General features: G+C 47.4%; 25 protein-coding genes. 23 read left to right on the plus strand and 2 right to left on the minus strand.

Annotated features, from left to right (window positions below; genetic code table 11):
- The first annotated feature begins 4 nt into the window (after window positions 1–4).
- From IPL44_02730 to IPL44_02745, 4 genes are all read left to right on the plus strand, one after another.
- On the plus strand, window positions 5–997 hold the full coding sequence (locus IPL44_02730; GenBank protein QQS17200.1) for a phosphatidylserine/phosphatidylglycerophosphate/cardiolipin synthase family protein: 993 nt from the start codon (window positions 5–7) through the stop codon (window positions 995–997).
- Window positions 998–1,064: 67 nt separating this feature from the next.
- Complete coding sequence (locus IPL44_02735) at window positions 1,065–1,847, plus strand: hypothetical protein (GenBank protein QQS17201.1); 783 nt, start codon at window positions 1,065–1,067, stop codon at window positions 1,845–1,847.
- Window positions 1,848–1,897: 50 nt separating this feature from the next.
- Window positions 1,898–2,425 (plus strand): inorganic diphosphatase, encoded by a 528-nt coding sequence (locus IPL44_02740; protein QQS17202.1) that lies wholly within the window; start codon window positions 1,898–1,900, stop codon window positions 2,423–2,425.
- Window positions 2,410–2,907, plus strand: coding sequence for an NUDIX hydrolase (locus tag IPL44_02745; protein QQS17203.1), 498 nt, complete (start codon window positions 2,410–2,412; stop codon window positions 2,905–2,907). Before IPL44_02740 ends, IPL44_02745 begins: the two co-directional genes overlap by 16 nt.
- Here the strand turns inward: IPL44_02745 and IPL44_02750 are convergent.
- The gene (locus tag IPL44_02750) at window positions 2,904–4,478 is read right to left on the minus strand and encodes a bifunctional (p)ppGpp synthetase/guanosine-3',5'-bis(diphosphate) 3'-pyrophosphohydrolase (protein QQS17204.1); all 1,575 of its coding nucleotides are present in this window, start codon (window positions 4,476–4,478) and stop codon (window positions 2,904–2,906) included. The genes IPL44_02745 and IPL44_02750 overlap by 4 nt on opposite strands.
- Before the next feature lie 80 nt (window positions 4,479–4,558).
- Between IPL44_02750 and gap the strand changes: the two genes are divergently transcribed.
- The 19 genes from gap to dnaE all read left to right on the plus strand — a co-directional run bounded on the left by gap (window position 4,559) and on the right by dnaE (window position 23,508).
- A complete protein-coding gene (gene gap, locus IPL44_02755) occupies window positions 4,559–5,572 on the plus strand; it encodes a type I glyceraldehyde-3-phosphate dehydrogenase (protein ID QQS17205.1) in 1,014 nt (337 codons plus the stop codon).
- A gap of 4 nt (window positions 5,573–5,576) precedes the next feature.
- A complete protein-coding gene (locus IPL44_02760) occupies window positions 5,577–6,029 on the plus strand; it encodes an RpiB/LacA/LacB family sugar-phosphate isomerase (GenBank protein QQS17206.1) in 453 nt (150 codons plus the stop codon).
- Between the two features lie 23 nt (window positions 6,030–6,052).
- On the plus strand, window positions 6,053–6,487 hold the full coding sequence (locus IPL44_02765) for an NUDIX hydrolase (GenBank protein QQS17207.1): 435 nt from the start codon (window positions 6,053–6,055) through the stop codon (window positions 6,485–6,487).
- A gap of 4 nt (window positions 6,488–6,491) precedes the next feature.
- Window positions 6,492–7,148, plus strand: a complete 657-nt coding sequence (locus IPL44_02770; protein QQS17208.1) for a hypothetical protein — start codon at window positions 6,492–6,494, stop codon at window positions 7,146–7,148.
- Window positions 7,145–7,816: an aspartate/glutamate racemase family protein gene (locus tag IPL44_02775; protein QQS17209.1), complete on the plus strand. Its 672-nt coding sequence runs from the start codon at window positions 7,145–7,147 to the stop codon at window positions 7,814–7,816. Before IPL44_02770 ends, IPL44_02775 begins: the two co-directional genes overlap by 4 nt.
- Window positions 7,788–8,723 (plus strand): transketolase, encoded by a 936-nt coding sequence (locus tag IPL44_02780; protein ID QQS17210.1) that lies wholly within the window; start codon window positions 7,788–7,790, stop codon window positions 8,721–8,723. The genes IPL44_02775 and IPL44_02780 overlap by 29 nt, the downstream gene beginning before the upstream one ends.
- A 243-nt stretch (window positions 8,724–8,966) precedes the next feature.
- Window positions 8,967–9,929 carry a transketolase family protein gene (locus IPL44_02785; protein ID QQS17211.1) on the plus strand — a complete coding sequence of 321 codons (963 nt, stop codon included), beginning with the start codon at window positions 8,967–8,969 and terminating at the stop codon, window positions 9,927–9,929.
- A gap of 90 nt (window positions 9,930–10,019) precedes the next feature.
- Complete coding sequence (locus IPL44_02790; GenBank protein QQS17810.1) at window positions 10,020–10,877, plus strand: class II fructose-bisphosphate aldolase; 858 nt, start codon at window positions 10,020–10,022, stop codon at window positions 10,875–10,877.
- On the plus strand, window positions 10,878–11,870 hold the full coding sequence (locus IPL44_02795) for a carbohydrate kinase family protein (GenBank protein ID QQS17212.1): 993 nt from the start codon (window positions 10,878–10,880) through the stop codon (window positions 11,868–11,870). It begins immediately after the preceding gene.
- A 34-nt stretch (window positions 11,871–11,904) separates the two neighbouring features.
- On the plus strand, window positions 11,905–13,869 hold the full coding sequence (gene uvrB, locus IPL44_02800) for an excinuclease ABC subunit UvrB (protein QQS17213.1): 1,965 nt from the start codon (window positions 11,905–11,907) through the stop codon (window positions 13,867–13,869).
- Between the two features lie 369 nt (window positions 13,870–14,238).
- Window positions 14,239–14,523, plus strand: coding sequence for an Asp-tRNA(Asn)/Glu-tRNA(Gln) amidotransferase subunit GatC (gene gatC / locus IPL44_02805; protein ID QQS17214.1), 285 nt, complete (start codon window positions 14,239–14,241; stop codon window positions 14,521–14,523).
- A complete protein-coding gene (gene gatA / locus IPL44_02810) occupies window positions 14,524–15,930 on the plus strand; it encodes an Asp-tRNA(Asn)/Glu-tRNA(Gln) amidotransferase subunit GatA (protein ID QQS17215.1) in 1,407 nt (468 codons plus the stop codon).
- On the plus strand, window positions 15,927–16,349 hold the full coding sequence (locus tag IPL44_02815) for a hypothetical protein (GenBank protein QQS17216.1): 423 nt from the start codon (window positions 15,927–15,929) through the stop codon (window positions 16,347–16,349). The genes gatA and IPL44_02815 overlap by 4 nt, the downstream gene beginning before the upstream one ends.
- Window positions 16,346–17,839 carry an Asp-tRNA(Asn)/Glu-tRNA(Gln) amidotransferase subunit GatB gene (gatB, locus tag IPL44_02820; GenBank protein QQS17217.1) on the plus strand — a complete coding sequence of 498 codons (1,494 nt, stop codon included), beginning with the start codon at window positions 16,346–16,348 and terminating at the stop codon, window positions 17,837–17,839. The genes IPL44_02815 and gatB overlap by 4 nt, the downstream gene beginning before the upstream one ends.
- On the plus strand, window positions 17,839–18,705 hold the full coding sequence (locus IPL44_02825; protein QQS17218.1) for an NTP transferase domain-containing protein: 867 nt from the start codon (window positions 17,839–17,841) through the stop codon (window positions 18,703–18,705). Before gatB ends, IPL44_02825 begins: the two co-directional genes overlap by 1 nt.
- 80 nt (window positions 18,706–18,785) lie before the next feature.
- Window positions 18,786–19,043: a hypothetical protein gene (locus IPL44_02830; protein ID QQS17219.1), complete on the plus strand. Its 258-nt coding sequence runs from the start codon at window positions 18,786–18,788 to the stop codon at window positions 19,041–19,043.
- Entirely contained in the window at window positions 19,036–19,335 is a 300-nt protein-coding gene (locus IPL44_02835; GenBank protein ID QQS17220.1) for a YtxH domain-containing protein, read from the plus strand. Before IPL44_02830 ends, IPL44_02835 begins: the two co-directional genes overlap by 8 nt.
- A gap of 6 nt (window positions 19,336–19,341) precedes the next feature.
- A complete protein-coding gene (locus IPL44_02840; protein ID QQS17221.1) occupies window positions 19,342–19,656 on the plus strand; it encodes a hypothetical protein in 315 nt (104 codons plus the stop codon).
- Between the two features lie 33 nt (window positions 19,657–19,689).
- Window positions 19,690–23,508, plus strand: coding sequence for a DNA polymerase III subunit alpha (gene dnaE / locus IPL44_02845; protein ID QQS17222.1), 3,819 nt, complete (start codon window positions 19,690–19,692; stop codon window positions 23,506–23,508).
- On the opposite strand, the gene IPL44_02850 is transcribed toward dnaE, so the two are convergent.
- Window positions 23,501–24,016: a TrmH family RNA methyltransferase gene (locus IPL44_02850; GenBank protein QQS17223.1), complete on the minus strand. Its 516-nt coding sequence runs from the start codon at window positions 24,014–24,016 to the stop codon at window positions 23,501–23,503. The two genes, dnaE and IPL44_02850, sit on opposite strands and share 8 nt — an antisense overlap.
- Between the last annotated feature and the right edge of the window lie 6 nt (window positions 24,017–24,022).

Consider the following 24,022-nt stretch of genomic DNA (forward strand, 5'->3'; position numbering starts at 1 on the left):
TAATATGAAATCAACCAAAGCCCCAAAGTTATTAGCCAGTAATGAATACACCAAGGATGCTGTAAAGGTTATTGGTTCTGCCAAGGAGCGTATCTGTCTAATGACCATGATTGCAAGCTATGATGACACTACAGATGATTTATTCGACGCTATCATCACGGCTAAAACGCGCGGGGTCAAGGTCGATCTAGCGGCTGATATCTTTACGTATTCGGAAATTGGCGGACATTTGCGCTTCAAGACGTCGCGCAGCCACAAGATCAAACCTGTCGAAACGTTGAAAAAGAAACTGCGATCAGTTGACGTAAAAATCAACTGGCTAGGAACTGACTCATCGTTCTTGTTTTCTGGCCGAACGCATTCGAAGTGGCTAGTGGTTGATGATACGGTCTATACTTTTGGCGGTATCAATTTATACGACGAAGGTGTCAATAATACGGACTTTATGCTGCGGCTCGACAACCATGATCTAGCTGACAATTTGGTGCGAGAATATCATCGCATCATCAGGGCCAACAAGACCAGGAACAAATACCACAGCTATCATTTTAGTATTCCACATGGTCAAGTTTTGATCGACGGTGGTCGAGCTCGCGACTCAATCATTTATAGACGAGCCAAACAATTAGTGCAAGATGCCAAATCGGTTGTTTATGTCTCACAGTATTGTCCCACCGGTAAATTAGCTGATCTGTTAAAAAACAAGCCAACCAAATTGTATTTTAATCCCTGGCAACAAAGTCAGTCCTTGAATGCTATTTTTATTCGGATTAGCAGCTGGAAAACGAATCTCGAAACTGATTATAGTCGGCAAAATTACATTCACAGCAAATTCATTATTTGCACCATGCCTAATAGCTCAAAGGTGGCCATCACCGGATCGCATAATTTTGCGGGCGGCGGAGTCTGGCTCGGCACTAGGGAAATTGCTCTCGAAACTAACGATTCAGATATTATTACACAGCTCGAAAGCTTTGTGCAAAAACACCTAGCCTAGCATAAAAAAGTGTTGCACCGGCAAGGTGCTTGTGGTAATATGGAGATAATAGAAAGAAAGGTGGGTAATGGATATTTCAGGAATGTTTAACGAAGCTAGCCCAAATTCAGATGGCAGCGAAACAGCTAATGTAGACGCGAGCGCTAGTTCTTCTCCGGTCGTTGACGTCAATAGTTTGCTGGGCGATGATGCTAGCGGAGCAGCCTCAGTATCGACTGACGATAGTACCGCCACACCTAGTGATGATCAATCGACAGTTAGCCTTGATCCTTTGGACGTTATTGTTCCTAATGAAACTATTACCACCAACGATTCAACTGTAGTAGGAGAGGCCAAAGAGGCGGGGCAGCCAGAAGACTCAAACGAACCAACTGTTGAACCATTTATCCCAGAGCCAGCCGTGCAACCCGAAATAACATCCGTTCCAGATGCTATAGTTGCACCAGGACCAGTGCCAGCTCCTGTTGAGGATGTCGAGAAAACTGATTTTATCAAAACCTACACCGCCGAATACGACGAAGCATTGTCGCGAGCTACTGATTCTATCGAAAAAATGCTTGATTCGGTTGACAAATCAATCCATGAAAAATTGCCGGACATAACCATTCCAGAAGAAGCAAGTGAGTTTCTAAAGAAACCACCAACGGATAACAAAGTCGAGAAGTTCGAAGACGTTCGTGAACTAGTTCGCGAAGTCATGGAGCGAGCGAATGAGGCGAAACAGCAATCAGAAGCCGCTGCTGCTGAGGCTTCCCAGCTCTACGACGAAGTCCAAGCTTTCAAACGTGACACCAAGCAACAAATTGCCACTCTGACTGGCGACGACGCCGCACAAGCCACCAGTTTGTGATATACTATTAGCTAGTAGATAAAATAATTCTCTAATAATAGGAGGTTCATATGGATTGGAATCAAGTTTTAGATGCTGGCGATGTTGATGGTGGCATCATCAATGTAGTTGTCGAAATTCCGGCTGGCTCAAATAACAAAATCGAATGGAAACGTAATCTAAAAGTTTTTACGATTGATCGAGTCGAGCCAAAAATTTTTGCAAAGCCAACTAATTACGGCTTTATCCCACAGACCCTCGACGAGGACGGCGACGAACTGGACGCCCTAATAATTACTGACGAACCATTGCCAACCGGCGTTTATCTCGAAGCTCATATTATTGGGGTGATGCGATTTGTCGATGATGGTGAGGTTGATGATAAAGTAGTTGTCGTACCGGCCGATGATCGTAGTACAGGTAACGCTATCAAGACTCTGGCGGATTTGTCCGAGCAAACTATCAAACAGATCGAGCATCACTTTACCCACTACAAAGATCTGAAAAAACCAGGCTCTACTGTCGTCAAGGGCTGGGAAGATATCGAAACTGCTAAACAAATTATTCGTGAGAGCCAGGAGCGATGGACGAACCAGTAGTATTAGCCAACCAAAACGTCTATTTCACCGTTACAAATGTCTTGGTTCTCAACGAAAAGAACCAGCTATTAGTGCTGCGTCGTTCCGAGTGGAAGCGAATTCCTGGTGAAGATTATCGTCCAGACTTATCGCATCAGACCGATTTGCCAGGTGGCATGGTGGGCGATCAGGCGGTAGAGGAGGATGTAACAACTGGAACATTACGCGAATTATTTGAGGAGACTGGTATCGAAGCTCCGTTTAATCAGGCTAGGCTTGCCTATGCTGAAACGAGTTATCGCAAGCACGGTGAGCGGTCCCAGGCTCGATTAGTCTATCTATTAAAACTTGATCACACACCGACGGTCAGTCTGAGCTGGGAGCACGAAAGCTTCGAATGGGTTCCGATAGCAGAGGTTGTTGGCAATAACTACCTACATTCAGGAGTGCATCGTCGAGCAGTCGACTATATCGTGTCTCATCCGACCATTTTTAACATCTAGTTTTTCTTGGTATCGGCTTTGTTGGTGGGTTTTGGTTTGACTCGGCTGCGTTGCCACGGCATCTTTTTGGCTTGGGGAGCGGCTGGTTTGACTGCTACATCGATATTCTCTCGACGTAGCTGCGAGCGTAATTTGTTGCGAGCGTGTGGCGTCGTAATTTTACGGAGCCAACCTAGATTCGGCAAGATGTTGCGGCGGGTGAGGACTTCGATGACATCGCCAGACTTTAATTCAGTATCAAATTTCGCGATCTTGCCATTGATACGGAAGCCGCTGGCCTTGGCGGCGAGTTCGGAGTGAACTTGGTAGGCAAAATCGAGGGGTAGTGCACCGGACGGAAGATCAAAGATATCGCCGCGCGGTGTGTAGACAAAGATTCGATCGCCGAACAGGTTGATTTTTAGGGCGTCAAAGTCGACTTTTTCGCCAGCGCTGAGTCGGGCAGCGGCTTCTTGGAGATCGCGAATCCACATTAGATCGACTGGCAGTGGAGCCAGGCCGCCTTTTTGGTAAACCTCGGTTAATTTATTCTCGTTATAGTGGAATGACGCGGCAAGTCCGCGCTCGGCATATTCGTGCATGTCGCGAGTCCGAATCTGAAATTCGACGATCTGACCCTGATGAGTTTCAACGGTAGTGTGTAAGGCTTGATAGCCGTTCGGTTTAGGCCTGGCGATGTAATCCTTGATTCGTCCTACGAGTGGGGTGTAGAGTTGATGGAGTAGCCCGAGTACCAAATAGCAGGTCGGGATATCGTCAACAATGATTCGCAGTGCGATGAGGTCGTAGACGTCATCCAGGGTTTGGCGTTTGCGCAGCTTTTTATGGAGCGAATAAACGGATTTTATTCGTCCATCCATTTCAAAACGTAATTTCTCTTTGTTTAGTTCGGCCTTGACTTCGCTACGGACTTTGTCGAGTTTCTTTTTCGAAGCATCGAGTCGCTGATCTATTTCATTGCGTAATTTGTTATAGCGTTTCGGCGCCAGATAATGAAAACTGATATCCTCGATCTCGACACGAACACGACCCATATTGAGACGATCCGCGAGTGGTCCAAACACCTCTAGGCTTTCGCGAGCTTTTTTTAGCTGTCTCTCTGGCGTTTGATACTCTAGCGTTCGGAGATTATGGAGTCGATCGGCGAGTTTAATAATAATAACGCGTACGTCAGACCCGGTAGCAACTAGGAGTTTAGTTAGATTGTCTTTGGTGGCTGGTAAATAGGTGGTAATGTCGCTACGACCGGCGCGAGCTGCTGAAACTTTGGTTACACCATCAACGAGGAGCGCGATATCTTTGCCGAACCGATCAGCAATCTCAGACAGATCGACATCGGTGTCTTCGGCGACATCGTGGAGCAATCCTGCGACAACAGTATCGATATCCATATCCCATTCCATGAGGATATTAGCAACAGCGATCGGATGCGAAATGTAGTCCTCGCCACTGAGACGCTTTTGACCAGCGTGCTTTTCCGTGGCGAATTCGAGTGCGGCCTGAAGGCGAGAGAGGTCCGACTTCTTCTTGAACTTCTCTTTGGATAGGCGACCAAATTCTGCATTACGCATGCATCAATTATAGCATTGCTTCGCTTGCACTGACTCTAGCGAGATGGTAAAATAAAAGCATTAACGAAACGGGAGGGATAATGGCAACCAAAGTAGCGATTAATGGTTTTGGACGAATCGGGCGCAACGCATTTAAAATTGCACTAAATCGAGACGACATCGAAATTGTCGCCTTGAATGATCTGACGGATAACAAATCTCTAGCGCATCTATTGAAATACGATAGCACCTACGGAATTTATGATCACGAGGTGAGTTATGATGACGATGGCGTCATCGTTGACGGCAAACATTTCAAAGTTTTATCAGTCAAAGATCCAGCCGAACTGCCATGGCGTGATTTGGGTGTCGATGTCGTCATCGAATCAACAGGTTTGTTTGTTGATCCAGCCAAAGCCAGGGCTCATGTCGATGCTGGTGCCAAAAAAGTCATTATCAGCGCTCCAGCCAAAGGTGAAGGTGCCGAGACGATCGTGATCGGTGTCAATGACGACAAACTCGGCGAGGCCGGTGATATTGTCAGTAACGCCTCGTGTACGACCAACTGTATTGCTCCGGTGATGGCGGTGCTCGAAAATAATTTCGGTGTTCAAAAAGCCATGATGACGACAGTTCATTCCTACACCCAGGATCAGCGACTACTCGATTCGCCACATAGCGATCCGCGCCGTATGCGTTCAGCTGCTGTGAATATCGTGCCAACTTCGACCGGTGCCTCGATTGCCGCAACCGAAACGATCCCGTCGCTCAAAGGTAAATTTGGCGGCTTGAGCCTGCGCGTACCAACACCGGTCGTTTCCATCTCAGATTTCGTTGTCCTATTGAAACGCCGCACTACCAAAGAGGAAATTAATGAAGTTATGCGCAAGGCAGCTAGTGAACCATATTACCAGGGTATTTTGGACGTGACCGACGAGGAATTAGTGTCGAGCGATTTCATTGGCAATTCCTGCTCGAGTACTGTCGACCTGAATCTGACTGATGTCGTCGATGGTGACTTGGTAAAGGTCGTCAGCTGGTATGATAATGAGTGGGGCTACAGCAATCGCCTCGTCGAGCTAACTGCTGATGTAGCAAAAATATTGGAGCAATAAAACGGTGAAAATTTATCTCGGTGCTGATCACAAGGGCTTTCACCTAAAGAACAAAGTGTTTGCTTATCTACAAAAACGCGGCTTTGAGGTCGAAGACGTCAGCAGTAAAGAGCTTGATCAAAATGACGATTTTCCGCAGTTTGCAGCTGCAGTCTCTCTAAAAATTATCGGCGACGATAGCGACGCCAGGGGAATTTTACTGTGTGGCGGTGGTCAGGGTATGGCAATGGCCGCAAACCGGTTCAAAGGCGTCCGTGCGATTGTCGCTGCAACCAGCGATGATGCGCGTTGGGGTCGTAATGATAACGATGCTAATGTCTTGTCTTTGCCGGCCCGAACGCTCGAGAACGATGACGACCAATACTGGCAAGACATCGTTGATACGTTCCTCGGTACCGAGTTTAGCTCTGCTGCACGTTTTGTGAGGCGCAACCGCGAACTCGACGAACTCTCATAAAGTTCTTGTGCTACAATGGAGTCATGAGCCAGTCCGAAGTTAATCTACGCGTTGCCGCCAGGGCTGTTATCGTGAAAGATGGTAAAGTCTTGATACTACGAGAAGCTTCAACCTATGCAGAAGGCACAAATATTGGAAAATGGGGAATTCCTGGTGGAAGGATCGAAGCCGCAGAATCATTTTTTGACGGTTTGCGCCGCGAGGTTCACGAAGAGACCGGTCTCGATATTGAAATTGGCGATCCAGTTCACATTGGCGAGTGGTGGCCAACTATTCATGATGTAAAGAACCACATTGTTGCTTTATTTGTGCTATGTAAACCGCTTGATGAAAACATAACGCTTAGCGAAGAACATGATGCATTTTCATGGGTGGGGCTAGATGATTTTGCTAGCCATAATGTCATGCCGCCAGATGATGAAGTAATAGCAAAGGCTTTATCTGTTACAAAAGAGTAGGCTTATGGCAGAAATTATCCCGACTATCACGGCTTATACGCCAGATGAATATACTAGGCAGATGGAAACGCTAGCGAGTTTTGCCCCTAGGCTTCACATTGATATTACTGATGGCGATTTTGCGCCGAGTCAAACGATCAATCTAAACCAAGTCTATTGGGACAGATCTGATATGTTACATCAAATTGACCTACATCTAATGCTGCGTCGTCCGATTGATTGGCTGGATCAGATCGTTGCACTAGCGCCTGATCTAGTTATTTTCCATGCAGAGAGTGATGAATCGCAGACCGTTCTGCCGCGTATGTTCGAGCACCTACACAAGTTCGAAATCAAAGTCGGCGTGGCATTACTGCCCGAAACTAATCCAGATGATGTGAAGGAAATTATTGCGCTCTCTGATCAAGTTTTGATCTTTGGCGGGCACTTGGGCTATCAAGGTGGCGAGGCGGATCTGCGTCAGCTAGACAAAGTCGTTGCTATTCAGTCAATTAACCCTAGCGCAGAAATCGCTTGGGATGGTGGTGCGAATCTCGATAATATAGCACAGATTGCACATGCTGGTATCGACGCGATTAACGTTGGCTCGGCGATAGTTAAATCAGACGATCCGAGGGTATCATATTTACATCTATGCGACATAATTACAACTATATTATGAAAGTCGGAGTTTTTGATAGTGGCCTAGGCGGGGAAATTGTTGCCGAGCAACTAGCAAAATTTTTTCCTGATGTCGAATTTATCACGGCGCATGATCGCGCTCACTTGCCATATGGCAATAAAACTGTACATGAGATCATTAGATTAACAGACAGGGCGATTCAACAATTACTGCCGATATGTCAAATTATCGTGATCGCCTGCAATACTGCAACTGCAGCGGCCATTAGTACACTTCGCGTTCGTTATCCAGATGTGCACTTTATTGGCTTTGAACCTGCTATAAAACCGGCGGCGCATGATACAAAACATGCCAAAATCATGGTGCTCGCAACTGATTCGACGCTGCACTCTAATAAATATGTAATGTTGAAACAACGTTGGGCTAAAAATAGTCAGGTTATTGAGCCGGATTGTTCGACGTGGGCCGAAAAGATTGAACAGGGTAGTTTCTCTAAAAACGATCTGATGCCAATAATCGACCAGGCTAGAGCTGAAGGGGTCAATGAGATTGTCTTAGGATGCACGCATTATTTAGCTATTGAAAATGATATAAAACAAGCTCTGCCCAAGGTCAAGATTCAGGCTCCAATTAATAGCGTGGCGCGTCGCTTGAAAGAAATTATGCTAAAATATGAGCATGCATCCAGCGACACTTCGCGAGATTAAACAACATGCGCTCAACATGAGACGCAACATTATCAAGATGCTGTCGGCGTCTGGTAGCGGTCACACAGCTGGTCCTTTGGGACTGGCTGATATTTTTGCTGCACTATATTTCGATATTTTACGGTACAACCGAGACGATCCGAATGATCCAGACCGCGACATCTTTGTTTTGTCGTCTGGCCATGTTGTACCGGTACAATATGCGGCACTAGCCGAAGCTGGGCTGATTCCCGAGGAGGAATTGATGACGTTACGAAAATTTAGCTCTCGTCTCCAGGGCCATCCGGAGCGCGAGAAATTACCGTGGCTCGAAACAACCAGTGGCCCTCTAGGCTGCGGTATTAGCCAAGGCTCTGGCATGGCGTATGCTATCAAAAATATCGATCACAACACGAAACGTCACGTGTATGTTGTTACGGGTGACGGTGAGTTAGACGAGGGTAATAACTGGGAAGCGATCATGTTTGCCAACAAGTATCACCTGTCAAATCTAACGGTAATTGTTGATCGGAATAATATTCAAATTGACGGTGCAACTGAGGACGTGATGCCGCTCGAGCCGCTAGCCGACAAGTGGCAGAGTTTTGGCTGGCATGTGTTGCAAGTTGATGGTAATAATATCGAGAACTTTATCGATGCGTGTCAAATGGCTCGTGCGGTTACCGAACGACCAACAGTGATCATCGCCTACACGATTCCAGGAAAAGGCGTCGATTTCATGGAGAATGATTACCATTGGCATGGCAAAGCGCCAAACGAAGAGGAAGCTCGTCGCGCATCGCGCATTAGCGCAGTTGGAGGTAATATGAAACGAGTGCTAGGATTTATCGTGGCTTTGTTGTCGGGATTAGGCATACTGTATCTAGCGATTCCAATCTGGATTGGGCTCGAGCCAATACCCTATTAAGCGCTCAATTTTTCAGTGATTAAGCTTTAGACCGTTTGAATTACAACCCAATCGGAGGCTGATAATATTTTGGAATTGGCGAGAGTTTATAGTGAGGGTTGTGATCGCACTGATATTCGTATTTAGGAGAGCGTTTCTCTGACGTGTCGCTAATGGGAAAAGGTCGGCAATGAGCTGCTCATTAGCTTTAGATGATATTTTTCTCTGGCAAGTACTCGATTAAACCGAAAGGGAAGGGTCGAATTGAAACCAAAAAAGCTAGAGGAAACCAGCTCTGATTCCACTCGCGCTGGTTTTGGGCGAGGTCTCGCACAGGCGGGTGAAAATAATGTAAATGTTGTGGCGCTCACGGCGGATCTAGCAGAATCAGTTCAATTTCATCATTTCGCCGAACGATTTCCGGAACGTTTTATCGAGGTCGGAATTGCTGAGCAGAATCTAGTGACGGTTGCGAGCGGTATGGCGCATGTTGGCAAGATTCCGTTTACCGGGAGTTATGCGGCGTTTAGTCCAGGTCGCAACTGGGAACAAATCCGCACTACTATAGCCCTGAATAACCAGCCGGTCAAGATCGTTGGCTCGCACGCAGGTCTGAATGTTGGTCCAGATGGTGCAACGCATCAGGTGTTAGAGGACATTGCGCTAATGCGAACGTTGCCACATATGGTAGTCATTGCGCCAGGCGATGCAGTTGAGGCCGAAAAGGTCGCACAGGCAGTGGCGAGCGATAGCCGACCAACCTACATTCGGCTCGCTCGCGAAAAATCACCAATTTTCTCGACTGATGATTCACCGTTTGAAATCGGACCTGCTTATGTGTTGCGAGAAGGCTCGGATATTTCTCTATTATCGACAGGTACTATGACGGCGCAGGTGCTACTGGCGGCCGATCAGTTGGCTCACCAGGGCGTATTGGCTGAGGTTGTTCATGTTCCGACAATTAAACCTCTCGATGAGGAAACAATTTTGAAATCAGTGAGGAAAACGGGCAACGCTGTTACTATCGAGGAGCATCAAATTACTGGTGGTTTTGGCTCGGCGATTGCCGAGTTACTAGGTGATCAGTTGCCAACTAAAATGAAACGAATTGGGGTGAACGATCAGTTCGGTCAATCTGGGACGGCGGCTGAACTACTCGACTACTATGGTCTAACTGCGGATAAAATGGTGCAGACAATCACAGAATTTTTGTCCCAGTCCAGATAAAGTGCTACAATATAAGCATAAATTCAAACCTCGGGAGGGAATATGTCAATTAGAGAGATCAGAGAGCGGACGCTGCGAGCGCGGCATTTAATGCAGCGTGCCCGAACGCAGCATTTTGCTGTCGGCGCATTTAATGTTGACGATCAGGAAACATTACGGGCTATTGCAGCGGCAGCTAAAAAATTAAACTCGCCGGTACTCGTCGAGGTTAGTCACGAGGAAGCCCAGGCGATGGGGCTCGAAAATATGCGCGATTTAGTAGATAACTATCGTGAGGAACTGGGCATTGAAATGTATATTAACCTCGACCATAGTCCAACGGTCGAGGCTTCCAAAGCGGCAATTGATGTTGGCTATGAATTCATCCATATCGATATTAGTCAGGCTAATCATGACGCTAGTGACGAGGAAATTATTCGGGCTACTAGGGAAGTTGTAGAATATGCTAAATTTACCGGCGCTCTCATCGAGAGTGAGCCACATTACTTTGGCGGATCGTCTAATCTGCACACTGAAACTATAGATTACGAAGAAATCAAGAAAACGTTCTCGACACCAGATGGCTCACGTGTATTTGTCGAGGCGACGGGTATCGATACGTTTGCGGCAGCGGTCGGGAACTTGCACGGTAAATATCCCGTACCAAAGGAACTGGATCTCGAACTCCTAGGCTCTATTCGCCAGGCGATCGATTGTAATATCAGTTTACATGGTGGTTCCGGTACGCCGCTCCATTATTTCGAATCGGCCGCTCAGATCGGCGTGAGCAAGGTTAACGTTAATAGCGATCTCAGGATTGCTTATCGGACGACGCTAGAACGGGTATTGCGTGAGAATCCTGATCAATATGCCGTTATGAAATTGATGAACACAGTGCGCGACGAAGTGCAGAAGGTGGTTGAGGAAAAAATATCGGCCTTTGGTAGCGCAGGAAAGGCAGTGCTCTAGGTGGCCACCCCGAAACCGCTAACATTTCTCTGTGTTGGCTCGGCCGTACAGGATGTATTTTTGTCGCATTCTTCGGAATTTGTTCCAGTATGTGAGAGCCCTGAGGAGTGTTTTTTCAATATCCCACTCGGTGACAAAGTAAATGTCAATCGAATTGATTTTTCAACTGGTGGCGGGGCTACGAATGCAGCTACGACGTTTGTCCGGGCTGGCGAAAACGCGATATTTTTGGGACAAATTGCGCACGATCCAGCCGGTGCGGCTGTTATGCATATGCTCGACGAGGAGGGAATTGACGCGACGCATGCCAAATATTCATCACGATACCACACAGGCTATTCGGTACTGCTGTTAGCACCTGGTGGTGAGCGAACAATTTTGACGTATCGTGGCGCTAGCACTCATTTTCATCCCGAAAACTTTGATTTGAATAACGTCGAAACGCAATTTGATTGGGCGTATGTCTCAAGCCTCAATGGTCATTTTGAGATTTTGTCGAGACTATTCGATCAAATAAAAGCGCGCGGTGGCAAGATTGCTTTCAACCCTGGTCAGGGTGAGTTGGCTCGACCGGACAAGCTGAAGCCGTTACTGGCTGATGTCGATATTTTGCTCGCTAACAAAGAAGAGCTGGCAAAATGCTTCAGCGGTGCATCACTAGAGGAGCTGGTACGACGGGCGCATAGTTACTGTCCAGTTGTCGTAGGAACTGATGGCTCAAATGGGGCGGTTGCCATCGACAAAACTTCGTTTGCTCGTTCCGGATTATACAATCCATCATCGCGAGTCATCGATCGCACTGGCGCTGGTGATTCGTTCGGGTCGGCATTTGTTTTGGCCTATGCAAAAGGGTTGGGGCTAAAAAAGGCATTGATATACGGCGCCGCTAACAGTGATTCCGTAGTACAAAAGATTGGTGCCAAAGCCGGCATTTTACGTAGCTACGACGGACTAAAAGACATGAACATCACAGTCCGACCAGCTAATTACTAGATCAAACGCAGCATTTTTGGCGTATAATATAAAGATGTCCAAGTTCCAGCTTCATACTAAATTCAAACCGACGGGTGACCAGCCTACAGCTATTTCTGCACTGGTGAACGGACTAGAGGGTGGCGAGAAGTTTCAAACATTGCTGGGTGTAACTGGTTCAGGTAAAACTTTTACGATGGCCAATGTCATTGCGCAGGTGCAGAAACCGACGCTAGTGCTCGCGCATAACAAAACCCTCGCTGCGCAATTATTTAGTGAATTCAAACAATTTTTCCCGAACAACGAGGTGCATTATTTCGTATCCTATTTTGATTATTATCAACCAGAGGCTTATATTGCGAGCAGCGACACCTATATCGAAAAGGATTCAAAGATCAACGAGGAAATTGATCGTTTGCGCCATGCGGCGACCTCGGCGCTACTGACGAGGCGCGATACGATTATCGTGGCCAGCGTGTCCTGTATCTATGGTATCGGTTCACCGGCTGATTATGCCGACATGTCGATCAAAGCATCGGTTGGCCAGCCTTACAAACAAGACAAATTTATTCGCCATCTCAATGATATCCAGTATCATCGTAACGACATTGATTTTGCGCGCGGAACCTTTCGCGTACGTGGCGATACAATCGATATTTTTCCGAGCGGCAGCGAAATTGCCGTCCGATTAGAATTCTTTGGCGACGATATTGAACGCATTGTGCGGATTGATCCACTAACGGGCGAGGTCATTGACCAGCCAAATGATGTTAAGATCTTCCCGACCAGTCACTACGTTACACCGCGCGAACGTATGGCGGGGGTGATCGAAAAGATTCGCACTGAGTTCGACGATAGATTGGCCTATTTTGAAAAGAATCAAAAATATCTCGAGGCGCAACGTCTGGCGCAACGAACCAAATTCGATCTCGAAATGCTGGAACAGACTGGTTTTGTAAAAGGCATCGAAAACTACTCACGCTATTTGACCAATCGTGAACCAGGCGAACAGCCAGCGACGCTACTCGACTATTTCCCGGACGACTTTTTGATGTTTATCGACGAATCGCATATGACTGTTCCACAGGTGCGCGGCATGTATAACGGCGATCGCGCGCGCAAGGAAACGCTCGTTGACTACGGTTTTCGGCTGCCAAGTGCCCTCGATAATCGCCCCTTGAGATTCGATGAGTTTGAACGCCATATCAATAAAATGATTTTTGTCTCAGCGACTCCAGCTGACTATGAATTGCAACATTCGCCCGAGCCGATTCGCCAGGTCATTCGACCGACTGGCCTATTGGACCCGGTGATCGAGGTGCGTCCTAGCCAGCATCAGGTCGACGATCTCGTTGCTGAGATTCGTGATCGAACCTCGAAAGGTCAGCGCGTACTAGTCACCACTCTCACCAAACGCATGGCCGAGGATCTATCAGCATATTTATTGGAACTTGATATCAAAACTGCCTATATTCATAGCGAGGTTGATACACTGGAGCGCAGCGACATTTTGCGACAACTGCGTGAGGGTGTTTTTGACGTGCTAGTCGGTATCAACTTGCTGCGTGAGGGCTTGGATTTGCCCGAAGTATCGTTAGTGGCAATTATTGACGCCGACAAAGAAGGTTTCCTGCGCTCTGAATCGGCGCTGATCCAGACGATTGGTCGTGCCGCTCGTCATCTCGACGGTAGAGTGATTATGTATGCTGACAATATAACTGGGTCGATGCGCCGTGCTATCGATGAGACCAATAATCGCCGCATGGTTCAGGAACATTACAATCAGGAACATAATATTACCCCGACATCAATTGCAAAAAAGATTGACGAGGGTTTGCGCGCTATTATTCCTGCTCGGGACGACAAGCCGAAACTCAACCTAGCAAAGATTCCAAAGGACGAATATGCTGGTTTGATCCGTGATCTAACGGCACAAATGGAACTAGCTGCGGCTAATCTAGAGTTCGAAAAAGCCGCCGATCTGCGTGATACCATCGCCGAGATCCGGGCAAAGTTGTAAATTATGCAACTAAACGAACATAAAACCACCAGACATCAAGTGTCTGGTGGTCGTCCTATGCTAATGATCTAGTATATTAGACTTATACTGGCCACTCGCCAAATCCACCGCGCCGCGCCATGGTATCTACCCCTTTCCGTTAAAGTTTATACCCCAGGCGGTACAATACTGCCTATGTCTATTATACCATTTTCACTAGATGGCTGCCGCGCGAGCCGGCACCATGAGAACATAAATATTATTATTTTCAATACCTTCTGGCACTATTCAATAGGGGTGAGCGGGATTAAAATGTAATGACCAGGTTACAGCCGTAATATTAGATAGATTTGTTTTGTCTCTCGTTCTGTCAATGTTATAATAAGTATCATGAGTGTTAGTAAAACCGATGTCGCGCATCTCGCGACGCTGAGCAGTATTAGTTTGGGCGACGATGAGCTAGACGCTCTAACGGCTGACCTCGAAAATATTATTACCTATATCGAACAGCTGCAAGAACTAGATACGACTGGCGTCGAGCCGACATATCAGCTGACTGGTCTCGCCAATGTTTGGCGCGAGGATGAAATCGAACCACAATTACCACGCGAGAAATTGCTAGCACTAGCGCCGGAGTCGTTGAATAATCAGGTAAAGGTTCCAAAGGTTTTATAAATGGACAGTGAAATTATAAAAATTGTCGAGCGAGTTAAATCTGGTGTTAGCTCTGCTCGTGCCGAGGTTGAAAAAGCCATCGCTGCTGCCAAGGAAAAAGACAACCTCCATGCACTACTAGAATTATTTGAGAACGAAGCGTTAGCCCGGGCCGACGAAATCGATGCGCGTATCAAAGATGGCGAGGACGTCGGACGTCTCGCAGGCGTACCCTATGTGGCCAAGGATAATTTCCTAACTACTGTTGGTCATACGACAGCCGCAGCCAAGATCCTCGAAAACTTTGAGAGCCCACTGGATGCGACAGCTATCGAGCGACTCGACGCGGAGGGCGCAATTTTAATCGGCAAGGCTAACCTTGACGCTTTTGCGCACGGTGGCTCGACCGAAAACAGCGCTTTTGGTCCCACGAAAAATGTCGTTGATCCCGAACGCGTGGCTGGTGGTTCATCTGGTGGCTCAGCGGCAATTGTCGCTGCTGGCGTGGTACCGTTTGCGCTCGGATCAGATACCGGCGGTTCGATTCGCCAGCCAGCTAGTTTTAACGGTGCGGTTGGCTATAAACCAACCTACGGCATGATTTCCAGATACGGTGTCCTAGCGATGGCCAGCTCGACCGACGTCGTTGGACCGTTGACGCGTACGGTCGCTGACGCTGAATTACTATCTGAGATTTTGGCTGGACCAGACGGCAAAGACAGCACTGTTCACGATGATTATTTTATCTCCCAGACTACTGACAAGCCATTAAAAATTGGATTAATTCGTGAATTTATTGGTGACGGTGTCGATGAACAAGTGGTTGCAAAAACCAAGGAATTTGTTGATCGACTAAAAGCCGCAGGCCATACAGTCGAGGACGTTGATTTACCGATGGCCAAATACAGCCTGGCGATTTATTACATCGTAGTGCCAGCCGAAGTGTCATCGAATCTAGCTCGCTATGATGGCGTACGCTATGGGTTGCGCTCGGAGACAGCTAAATCGCTCGATGATGTCTATGGTCAGAGTCGCGATCAAGGATTCATGCCAGAGAACAAACGACGTATCATGATCGGATCCTATGTACTGAGCAGCGGTTATTTCGATGCTTATTATTTGCAGGCTCAAAAGGCTCGAACGTTGCTGATCCAGGAGTTCGACAAACTATTTGATGAGTACGATTTCCTAATTGGTCCAACGGCGCCAACACCAGCCTTTAAACTAGGCGAAAATACCGCCGATCCAATTAAAATGTATCTAGCCGACGCTATGACGGTGCCATCATCACTAGCTGGTTTGCCGGCGCTGAGTCTGCCAAATGGTGTCAATGATCAAGGTCTGCCGATTGGTGTCCAGATTATTGGTCGCCAAAAGGACGACGCGAGGTTATTATCATTTGCTAAAACGATGGAGGTACATTCATGAGCCAAGGTACAATCATCCTGATGCTAATTATCGTCCTAATTGTCGGTATCGGATTGCTCGTATTTATGAACTTTACCAAGGGTGGACCTAGCTTGTTAGACCGCGAAAAATACCGTAGCGCCTGGCTAAAAATCGAGAACGGGCTCGATAAAACCAACCTCGACACCTACCATTTTGCGGTTCTATCGGCCGATAAGTTACTCGACCAAGCCCTGAAAGAATCTGGAGTGCCCGGCGAGACCATGGGCGATCGATTAAAGGCCGCGAAAAAGCAGTTTTCAAATATCAATCAGGTGTGGTCAGCGCACAAGATTCGCAACCAGGTTGCCCACGAAGCGAACACTAAAATTGACTTTATCGGTTGTCGCCGAGCCCTGGCTATTTTCAAACGTTCATTAAAAGAACTGGGGGCGATATGAGTTTAGGGAGCGCTGGTCAGCACGGTAGCGAAATTACTGGTGCGGTCGAGAATTATCTAGTCGATGGCTATCTGCCGACGATCGGCATCGAATGTCACGTCCAGCTCGCGACCAAGACCAAACTGTTCTCTAGTGTCGATAACGATGCTCGTGATGCTGAACCAAATAGCAAGGTCAGCGTCATTGATTATGCGTTGCCTGGCATGTTACCGTATCTAAACCGAGAGGCCATCCGAATGGCAGCACGAGCCGGTAAGGCACTAAATTCTGAGATTGCTCACGAGTCGCGATTTGATCGAAAGCATTATTTCTATCCTGACCTGCCAAAGGGCTACCAGATCAGCCAGATGTATCAGCCAATTATCATTGGTGGACATGTTGATTTGCCGATTGGCGGGCGAGTGCGCATTCATCACGCCCATCTCGAGGAAGACGCTGGCAAGTTAACTCACTACGGTGATCATTCGCTGGTTGATCTCAATCGTGCCGGTACGCCACTCATCGAGATTGTCGCTGAACCGGATATTCACTCGGCTGCCGAGGCGCGCTCCTACGCCGAGGAGCTTCATCTGCTGATGACCTATGCGGGCGTGACGATCGGCGATCTCTATCACGGCAATATGCGTTTTGACGTTAATATTTCAGTAGCGAAGCCAGGTGAAAAACTTGGTATTAGGACAGAGATTAAAAACCTGAATTCGTTCCGTTCGGTCGAGCGCGCAACTGATTATGAAATCAAACGTCAGATTGAGCTGATTGAAAACGGTGAAACAATTACCCAGGAGACTCGCGGCTGGCTCGATGATGCGCAACAAACCGTCTCGCAGCGCTCCAAGGAAAACGCCCAGGACTATCGCTATATGCCAGACGCCGATATTCCACCGGTGATGTTAACCGACGCCGACATTGCCGAATTGCAACGTGACATGCCGCTCCTACCGAGTGATTATCGATCGCAATTTGAAACGATGCAGGTCGATGGGTCGGTGATCCGCGTTCTATTAAAGGATCAAAATATTGCTGCACTCATTAGCGAAACGCTCGCGCAGTCCGATGTAAAGACCGCCCGAAAAGTTGCCAACTTGTTCGTGAGCTCTCTCGCCAGTGAGGATGAAAATGCCGGTGAGGCCGATGATAGGCCAGCTAGCACATTACCGACAGTCGAACATCTCATTATGCTAGCCAGTATGATCGATGGCAATGAGTTATCGTCGACGGCCGGCAAGGAAGTCTTTAATGAGATGCTGATTCATGATAGCGATCCAAAATTAATTGCCGAGGCAAAAAATTTGCTCCAGGTGAGCGATGAGGGCGCAATTGCTGCGATTGTCGACGAAGTCTTGAGCGACCCAGCCTGCGCCAAGGCGGTAGATGATCTACGTAATGGTGAGGAAAAAGTCATTGGATTCCTGGTCGGGCAGACTATGAAACGATCGCAGGGCAAAGCCAATCCCGGCCTGGCGCAAAAGTTAATAAAGGAGAGACTATAATGAGAAAACCAACCAAAGCAATTATCACCGATGCGGGCTACGCCAGTCGTTACCTGCCGATCGCTAAAACTATTCCAAAAGGTATGTTGCCGATCGGCAATCGACCAATTATGCAACTCGTTGTCGAGGAATGTGTGGCGGCCGATATCAAGGAAATTATTATCGTGGCAACACCAGAGGGCAAGCCAATTTACGAAGATTATTTCAATAACGCTGTCAACCATATTCGTAAGCAACTCAGGGCTCAGGGCAAAGACAAGCGCTACGACGTGGTTCGCAAAGTCCTCGATTTTCCAAAAATTCGTATTATTATCCAGGATCCAGCACTGCCGTACGGCAATGGTTCGCCGATTGTCAGCGCTCGCGATTATATTGCCGATGACGAGGCTTTCATTGTCATTTATAGCGACGATGTGGTGTTCGGTACGTCGGACGCTCATGATCTCTGCGAAGCTTTTGAAAAGCATCCAGACGCCAAAGCTATCATCATGGGCCAAGAAGTCACGCCTGATGTCGTGGACAAATATGGCATTATTTCGCTCAAAAATGGTAAACACCTCGACAATATCGTGGAGAAACCAGCCATTGGTCAGGCGCCATCCAATTTAGCTAGCTACGGTCGTTACTTGTTGACTCCAGAAGTCTTTAATTACCTGAAGCCAAACATGACGAGTCTCGATGACGAGCTATGGACGGTCGATGCCATCACCAAAATGGCTGCCCAGGGTGATGTGTACGTGGTAAAAACCAAAGGCCAATGGATGACAACGGGTGATCCAAAAAACTACTTCCTGGCACATCTCAAATACGTGATCGATCATGAAGATTACGGCCAAGATATCAGAGACGAAATCACCAGATTATAGCGGCAGGACTTGCATTATGTTAGCATTAGTGCTATAATGGTAGGTGGACATATTAACATACAAAGGATATAATAATAACCATGGACGCATTTCAAATTCTCGTTATCATATTGTCGTCTTTCCTAGCCTTGTTTCTGATACTCGGCATCATTCTACTGATTTTGTTTATCAAGATTTCTCTAAAGATCAAAGGTGCTGCTACGGCTATTGGTGAAGCTGCTGAAAACCTCAAACAGTTTTCTGACGGACTGCGCCGGATTGCTTCGCCAGCGATAATCGCTAAAATTGTGATAAAATATATTCGTAACTACGTAAAGAAAAGGAGGAATAATGGCTAAAAAAGGAACAGGCAAATTTGCCATTGGTGCGATAGTCGGTGCAGTTGTCGGTGTGGTGGCAGGTATCCTGACCGCTCCAAAATCAGGCAAAGAAACTAGGGCTGATATCAAGAAGAAATCAGATAAACTGGTTGATGATACTAAAAAAGTCACCGATAAAGCTCTGGGCAAGACGAAAAAAGCGGTTGATGGCGTCGGTGCCGCCGCCAAGAAGAAGGCTGACGAGCTAAAAAAGAACACTGACCAATTGGCTGACAAGGCTAAAAAAGCAGCCGACAAAGTTGAGGCCTAACGCCCGATGGGTGATCAATCACCGAAAATCCCGGCTAAATCAAAGCCTATCGATAGGGAAAAGGCTGGAACATTACCAGCTGGGTTGACCGAAGACCAGCGGGCTGATTTTCGTCAGCTAGTCGAGGATGTCTATCTCAACAACCGTCGTAAAATCATGAAGATGAACTTTTTACGCGGCATAGCCTTTGGTCTCGGTACATTCCTCGGCGGTACGATAGTAGTCGCGGTCATAGTGTGGATATTGTCTCAGACTGTCGACCTGTTTCCTTGGGCGCGGGACTTTACTGAGCGCCTGATTGATTCGCTAAACAAGAAATAAACTGCCCAGGGTCTTTGTGATACAATAGTTGCAATGACTGAGGGGAAAGCGGATAAAAAATCCAGTGTTGTTGATGGGCGCCAGACGACCCCTATCTTGCCGTCTGAGCGATCAAAGATTACTCAAACATTATCGACCAACGATTTCACACATCTCCATAACCATACGAACCACTCTGTGCTCGATGGCTTGACCAAGATTCCAGAGCTCGTAAAGCTAGTCAAGGATTTTGGCATGAATGCGGTGGCTATGACCGATCACGGCACGCTATCTGGTTGGATCGAATTTTACAAAGCTGCCAAAGCCGAAGGTATCAAGCCAATTTTAGGCATTGAGGCTTATGTGGCGGCTCGTTCGCATACTGATCGTGATCCAGCCAAGGACAAGGCGCGCTATCACTTGACGATGCTCGCCTACAATGACCAGGGGATTAAAAACCTGATGCGTCTCAGTACGATCGCCAATCTCGAGGGTGTTTATTACAAACCCCGTATCGACCATGATTTGATCGAAAAATATAACGAAGGCGTTATTGTATTATCAGGCTGTGCCAGTGGTGAAGTCGGCGAGAATCTACGAGCTGGTGATTATGACAAGGCGTTAGAGATAGCAAAGTGGTACAAATCAGTCTTTGGCGATCGATACTTTATCGAAGTGCAGGACCATGGACATCCTGATGCGCCCAAGCGTTGGGACGTACAGACCCAGATTAACGAGGGTGCCTTGAAAATCGCCGATGAACTGGGTATCCCGGCTGTGGTGACGTGTGATGCGCACTATGCTCGGGTCGAGGACACCGACGCACACGAGATTTTGCTCTGTGTCGGCACTGGTTCATTTTTATCTGATAAAAACCGCATGTCACTCAGCGATTTTCATCTACACGTAACCGATCCAGCGGAAATAATTGAACGATGGGGCAAGACATATCCGGATGTTATTTTAAATACGCAGCACGTGGCAAACCTTTGTGACGTGAATATCAGCATGGGCGATATTTTAATCCCAAGTTTTCCTTGTCCTGAGGGTGAGAATGAGAAATCGTATCTAGATAAATTAGTCTATCGTGGTTTAGCCTGGCGCTATAGTGGTGCACCGGCTGGCAACGATCTATCGGTTGATGAGGCGAAAAAGGTGCTGTCTCAGGAAATCCTCGACCGGGCTGAGTACGAGCTGGGCGTGATTGGCAAGATGGGCTTTAACGGCTATTTCTTGATTGTGTGGGATTTTATTAACTGGGGTAAAAACCAAGGAATCGTTTTTGGCCCAGGGCGCGGATCAGCAGCTGGGTCTATTATTGCGTATTCGCTCAGGATTACAGAGTTAGACCCGATGCAGTTCGATTTGCTATTTGAGCGCTTTTTGAATCCAGATCGTATCTCGATGCCTGATATCGATATTGACATTCAAGACACGCGTCGTGACGAGGTGATCAAATATTGCACCGAAAAATATGGGACATCACGAGTGGCAAACATCGCAACCTTTGGTACGATGGCCTCGCGTGCGGCGGTCAAAGATGTAGCTAGGGTGCTCGAAGTACCGTATGCCGAGAGTGATCGTCTATCGAAATTGATTCCGCCGCCGCAGCAAGGTCATCATGTGCCGCTGGTCAAAGCAATTGAAATAGATGCAGATTTAAAACAAGAGTACGAAACCAACCCAACGAGCAAACGAGTGATTGATTTCGCAATTCGTCTCGAAGGTACGATACGCAGTCACGGCGTTCATGCGGCGGGCGTGGTGATTGCGCCAGATGAGTTAGTCAAGTTTGCCCCTCTCGAAATGGCGCAAAAAGGTGTCGTTGCAACGCAATTTCCGATGGGGCCAATAGAGGAGCTGGGGCTACTCAAAATGGACTTTTTGGGCCTGTCTAACCTGACAATTATTAATAACACCATGCGTATTGTACGGAAGGTGTATGGCGTTGATATCAATCTATCTGAGTTGCCGATGGACGACACGGAGACTTTTGATTTATTCCAACGCGGCGATACGACTGGCGTGTTCCAGTTGGAATCGGCCGGCATGAAACGTTATCTGCGCGAGCTGAAACCGACTCATTTTGATGACATCGTTGCCATGGTAGCGCTCTATCGACCAGGCCCGATGCAGTTTATCGATTCGTTTATCAAACGCAAACACGGTGAGGAAAAGATCACCTATTTGCATCACCGAATGGAAAATGCACTCGGTTCGACCTACGGTATTTTGGTATATCAGGAACAGTTCATGCAGATTTCCAAAGATTTGTCTGGTTTCACGGGCGGTCAGGCGGATTATTTACGTAAAGCTGTCGGTAAAAAGAAGCTCGACATGATGCAGAAGATCAAGCCAGAATTTATCGATGGTGCTCTTAAAAACAATCCCGATATTACGCGCGACACTATGGAATTGTTCTGGTCGCAGCTAGAAGAATTTGCTAATTACTGTTTCAACAAATCACATGCGGCGTGTTATGGATTGATTGCGTATTGGACGGCCTATCTCAAGGCACATTATCCGGCGGCCTTTATGGCGGCGCTGATGACGAGCGATTCGAATAACATTGATCGTTTGGCGATCGAAATTGCCGAGTGCAATCGTATGGGCATCAAAGTGATGAACCCGGACGTTAACGAGTCGTTCCCGGAATTTGCCGTTGTACCAGAGACGGGCAATATTCGGTTTGGTCTGTCCGCGGTCAAGAACGTTGGTTCGACGGCGATTGAGAGTCTACTAGCCCAGCGAGCTATCGCCAAGTTCACCAGTGTCGAAGATTTTGCAAAGAGAGTAAACTCACGAGTATGTAATCGCAAAGTGTGGGAAGCGTTGATCAAGTCCGGCGCCTTCGACAATTTCGCCGAAGTAATCGAGCCTGAGTCATCCGATGATCCGGCTGTGCGCGGCGATCGCTCGGATCTGCTCTATAGCCTCGATCAGATCATTGCCTTTTCACAGAAGATCCAAAAGGAAGCTGCCTCAGGTCAAGCTGATTTATTTGAAATGCTCGGCGACGGCGAAAAAGTCGCGGGCGCTGAAACACATTTAGACATCGCTGTCAGTCCGACCAAATATCCGACCAAGGAAAGACTCGGCTGGGAACGTGAGTTACTAGGTCTCTACATTAGCGAACATCCGCTCGATAAATACGACACGTATTTTCGTGAGCAAACTAACCAGATAGATACTCTGAACTCTGATCAAGATGGCACACTAGTCGTGGTTGGTGGTTTGGTTAGTCGTTTGCGTCAAATTGTCACCAAGTCAGGTAGCAAGATGGCATTCGCTGCGATCGAGGATAAAACTGGCGAGATTGAAACGGTAGTATTTCCAAAGATATTTGAGACTCTGCCAGCAGATTTTGATGTCGGCGCGGTGGTGCAAATCAATGGCCGCATCAGCGGTCGTGATCGAGATGGCAACCGCACGCCTGATCCATCGGTAATCATTGATACAATTGAAATTATTAGCGATGACAAACTAGAAAATTACGTGCCGACTGGCATCACGATGGATATAACTAAACAGCCAAAAGCCGCACCACGAAAGGGCGGCAAAGGCGCACCGCGCCACAATGCGGCAGCATCAGTCGAAACACCAAAAGTCAATGCCCCGAGCGCTACGTATAAACCTGTCACCGATACCGCAGTCAAGACGATCTATGTACATGTCAAGGATCCATCTAATGGCGATAAGTTGGCCCAACTCAAACAGCAACTCACAAGTTTTGAAGGTGCGAGCAATGTCGTTTTGGTCCTCGGTGCGGATAAAAAAGATGCTATTCGCATGCCTTTTACAGCCAAGGCTTGCGATGAGCTAGAACAGTCGGTAGCAGAAATTTACGGTGCTGATTGCGTAGTTATTAAATAGTTTCTCGCGCGAGTTCATAAAGAGCGATTCCGGTGGCGACTGAAACGTTAAAGCTCTCTTTGTGCCCGAACATAGGTATTTCAACGGTATCATCACATAGTTCCAATAATTCCGCAGTAATGCCGCCTACTTCTTCGCCGAGTAGCAGCGCGATTTTATCGGGCGGCTGGTAGTCGGGTAATGGGATTGAACGAGAGCTTTGTTCCAAACCAACAATTCTGTAGCCATCTTGTTTCAGATCTCCTAACAGATCAGAAACGTCTTCTCGATAATGTATCGCAACAATATCCTCGGCGCCGAGTGCAGTTTTGTGCAGTTCGCCAGCCATCTTTTTCTGAACATGAGGCAAGCCTTTGTCGGGTGACGCCGTCCAACCAGTTGTAAAAACCGTTGATACCCCAAAACCTTCGGCTGTACGCACGATCGAGCCTAGGTTCATGATCGAGCGGATGTTGTGGGCTATGACAACAATTTCCTGGCTGCCCCTAGTGAATTCACGTGATTTCATCTCAAG

Source organism: Candidatus Saccharibacteria bacterium (genome assembly GCA_016699895.1).
Classification (GTDB): domain Bacteria; phylum Patescibacteriota; class Saccharimonadia; order Saccharimonadales; family Saccharimonadaceae.